Genomic DNA, 3,809 nt, shown 5'->3' with positions numbered 1-3,809 from the left:
CACCAGGGCCGTGACGGTGATCTCCACCCTGAGCTCATCGGCGGGCATCGGTGCGCAGACGCAGGTACGCGCCGGCGCATGGCCGGTGGGCACCCAGGCATCCCACACCGCGTTCATGGCGGCGACGTCGTGACCATCCTTCAGGTAGATGGTAGCGGTGAGCAGGCTCTCCCGGTCGGAGCCGATCTCGGCCAGCAGTGCATCCACTCGCGCCAGCATGCTCTCGGTCTGCACGGTGATATCGCCTTGACGCGCCTCGGGGCCGGCCACCTGGCCACACAGGTAGGCGACGCCGTTGTGGATCACGGCGCGGCTCATGCGCGCCTTGGTGTCGTGACGGATGATGGTCATGGGAACTCCTCATGCAATGGCGGCCAGCTGGTAACATGGCCCCGATGGATGTGACCGTCTTATCTTGCCAGCGCCAGAGGAGGGCGTCATGGGCTACCGCCTGCTGCTGCGGGATCATCGCGGCCTGATCGGCATTGCCTTCCTGGCGATGTTCACCTCGAGCCTAGGCCAGAGCTTCTTCATCGGGCTCTTCCAGGCCCCGCTCAGCGAGCGCCTCGGCCTCACCGCCGGCCAGTTCGGCACCACCTATGCCCTGGTCACCCTGGTCGCCGGCTTCGCCGTGCTGCGCCTGGGCCCCGCCATCGACTGGATACCACCGCGGCGCTTCGCCCTCATGGTGCTGGGCGGCCTGCTGGGGGGCGCGCTGCTGCTGACCCTCTCGCCCTGGTGGGGACTGGGGCTGCTTGGCCTGGGCCTGGTCAGGTTCTGTGGCCAGGGCATGATGCCTCACCTGGGCAATACCCTGGCCGGGCGCGAGTTCACCGAGCTGCGCGGCCGCGCCCTGGGATTGACCAGTCTCGGTATCATGCTCGGTGAAACGGCCCTGCCCCCGCTGGTGGCGGTGCTGCTGCTGTGGCTGGGCTGGCGGGAGCTGTGGTGGCTGTTCGTGCTGGTGCTGTCGCTCCTCTGGCTCCCCCTGCTGCTGCGCGGCCCCTGGCCCGGCGCCCCCGGGAAGCGCCCCGCCAGGGGGCAGCGCCAGGACGGGCCACGCCCCTTTCGCGAGGTCCGCTTCTGGCGGCTGCTGCCGCTGCTGATGATCCTGCCGGTGACCATGACCGGGCTGTTCATCTACCAGGCACAGTTGACCGCCGACCTGGGCAGCAGCCTGGCGACCTATGCCCTCGCGCTCACCGGCATGGGCCTGGCCAAGCTGCCCGGCGCCCTGCTCGGTGGACGCTTCGTCGACAGGCTGGGGCCGGTGCGCCTGGCCCGGCTCTATCTGCTGCCCTTCGCCCTGGCCCTGGGAGTCGCCATGCTGATGGGCGGCCACCTCGGCGTCTGGGCACTGATGGTGGGCGGGGGGCTGGCGATGGGCGCGCAGGAGCCCATCGCCACCAGCGTGCTGGTCCGCACCTGGGGGGCCGAGCACCTGGGCACCGTGCGCGCCACCCAGAGTGCCTGCATGGTCTTCTCCACCGGCCTGGCGCCGGCGGTGCTGGGCATCGCCCTGGACCTGGGCGCCTCATTCACCGCCATCCTCGGCGGCATGCTGGCCTTTCTCCTGATCGGCTGGTGGCTGGCCCAGGGCGTACTGACGACGCTGAAGGCGGCACGCTGAACCCGCCTGCGACTCAGTGGCTGACCCCGAAAGTTCGGGGGGGGCCTGCGAAAAGCCCGCGGACAGGTCCGCGGGCAAGGATCGAAACAGCCGACAGGGCCCGATCGGCGCCGGGCCCCTGCCTCAGAACCAGACTTCGGTCTGGACACCGAAGCTCCATTGGCCCCCGGTAAAGCCCTCCTCGCCGAAGCTGCCGCCGTACTCGTTCAGCTCCTCGCTCCAGTCGGTGTAGGAGGCAAATAGACGGACCTCCGGGCGCTGCCAGAAGCCGCCCACCTGGGGCTTGAAGGTCGGAGCAATGGTGAACTTGCCGAAGTCTCCACTCGCGGCGTTGCCGCCAGCCCCCTGGTCGAGGTCCATGTACTGGTAGCTGGCCTCGTACTGCATCTCGAAGTTCTCGGTCAGCTCGTTGGCCAGGCGCACGTTGAGGCCCGCCCAGTTGAACTCGTCGCCCTGCACGTAGCGATCCTTACTGGTCTCGGCAAGGATCGAGGGGGCCACGCGCCAGCTCGGCGCCAGGTAGGTGGTGCCATAGAGCGCGAGACGGGTTGCCTGGGCATCATCGGTGAGGTTGCCATCGGCGCCCAGCACCTTGGCCTCGGCGCCCAAGCCCTGGCCGTACATCACCGCCACTTTGAAGTTGCCGTCACTCAGGCCGAAGAAGCTGTCGCCGTGGTAGGCCACCATGGTATGAAAGCCGTCATCGGCGGCCGTCTGATCCACACCGATATCACGCTCGTCGTTGTCGGTGGCGGAAAGGCCACTGACCATGAACTGCCAGTTGCCCACGTAGTTGTTGGAGGTGAGGATCAGACTGTCGGTGCTGCCCGGATCCTCGCGGCCGATGAGGTCGAAATCACTGAAGCTGCGGCCGTAGAGCGACAAGTTGGAGGTCCAGTTTTCACCAAACTGCATGTCGTAGATACCCGCGCCGGTGCCGGCCAGAAAGATGAAGTCGCTGTCGATCCAGTGGATATCGTAGTTGTCGCGATCGAAGCGCTTGCCGGCCCAGATCGAGGCGTTCTCGAAGAACCCGGTGAAGCTCGGCAGGTCACTGAACTCGGCATAGACCTGGCGCACGTTGAGGTTCGATTCGTCGGCGGTCCAGTCGTTGCTGATGCTGACGGAGTCGGCGAGCATCATCCGGTAGTGGGCCCGGGCGCCGTTGTCGTAGCGCATCCGGTAGTTGAAGATGCCCTCGACATAGGTATCCCCCTCGTTGCCCAGGCGCCCCACGGCGCCGCCCAGCGGGCCGGCGGGCGTCACGTAGGGGCCGCCCGGCAGGCTCTTGCCATCCTCGCCCAGCAGCAGCCCGGAGCGGGCATAGGCGTTGAAGGAGAAGCCCTCCTCGCCGCTGGCCTGGCGCTCGACCCTGGCCAGCCGCGCCTCGACCTCGTCGGCGGAGAACCGCCCCTCGGCCTCGGCTTCGGCGATCGCGGCGCGCTGCTCGGCGACATTGGCTCGCTGCTCAGCGGCGGCGATTCGCGCCTCGAGCTCGGCCAGGCGCTGCTCCAGCCCGTGGTTGTCGGCACTGGCGGCGCCACTCAGCGCCACGCCGGCGGCGGTGATGGCAATGGCGAGGGGGGTCTTGAACATGACGGCATTCATGGTGATGTCATCCCTTGTTGTTGTGGACTGTCGCCCATGCCGGCCCCGATCTGTATCGATTCAGTTCCGCGACGTGCCAGACGCGGCGGGAGCCGGGGAAGGCAGCTGGACAAACCAATCAAAACTTAATCGTTTAAGCCCACCCCCTCAACGCCGAAGGCGCAGAACGCGACCAATGTCTAATGCAGCCCTCCATGGCCGAAGCCATCTTAGCCAGACCCAGACCATCCTTCGCCGGCGAGGTAAGGAGATGCTTACGTCCCGGCGCCGGTCAGCGCCGCCAGGGCTCGACAAAAGTCTAGGTTGATGGGGCCAGGGCCATGGTCTTAACTATCGCCACGTACTTAATCGTTTAAGACCAGCCATTCACAACAACAAGCCGACGAGGATTTTCCCATGCTCAAGACGCCACTCATCACCGCCATCGCCCTGGGGTCTGCCGCGCTGGCCGGCACCGGCCACGCCCAGGCGGCGGACCTGACCATCTCCTGCGGCGCCGTCGGCGCCGAGCTGACCCTCTGCGAGGAGGGCGTGCGCGCCTGGGAGGAGCAGACCGGCTACGAGGTCGATA

3 protein-coding genes and 1 pseudogene are annotated in these 3,809 nt (G+C 67.1%); 2 read left to right on the top strand and 2 right to left on the bottom strand.

Features of this window, described 5'->3' with window-relative positions; genetic code table 11:
* Positions 1-351, bottom strand: a 351-nt coding sequence (locus tag IBX53_RS15235; RefSeq protein WP_290910948.1) for a RidA family protein, incomplete at its 3' end; no start/stop codon positions are given.
* Between the two features lie 88 nt (positions 352-439).
* Between IBX53_RS15235 and IBX53_RS15230 the strand changes: the two genes are divergently transcribed.
* On the top strand, positions 440-1,630 hold the full coding sequence (locus IBX53_RS15230) for an MFS transporter (RefSeq protein ID WP_290910945.1): 1,191 nt from the start codon (positions 440-442) through the stop codon (positions 1,628-1,630).
* Between the two features lie 123 nt (positions 1,631-1,753).
* Here the strand turns inward: IBX53_RS15230 and IBX53_RS15225 are convergent, their stop codons facing one another.
* Positions 1,754-3,238, bottom strand: a complete 1,485-nt coding sequence (locus IBX53_RS15225) for a carbohydrate porin (RefSeq protein WP_290910942.1) — start codon at positions 3,236-3,238, stop codon at positions 1,754-1,756.
* 396 nt (positions 3,239-3,634) lie between these two features.
* Between IBX53_RS15225 and IBX53_RS15220 the strand changes: the two are divergent.
* Positions 3,635-3,809: pseudogene (locus IBX53_RS15220) on the top strand (ABC transporter substrate-binding protein); the annotation flags it as partial.

The sequence above is a fragment of the Halomonas sp. genome, from assembly GCF_014859505.1.
Lineage (GTDB): Bacteria > Pseudomonadota > Gammaproteobacteria > Pseudomonadales > Halomonadaceae > Halomonas.
The sequence above is the reverse complement of the archived record's forward strand: the minus strand, read 5'-3'. Positions and strand labels throughout refer to the sequence as shown.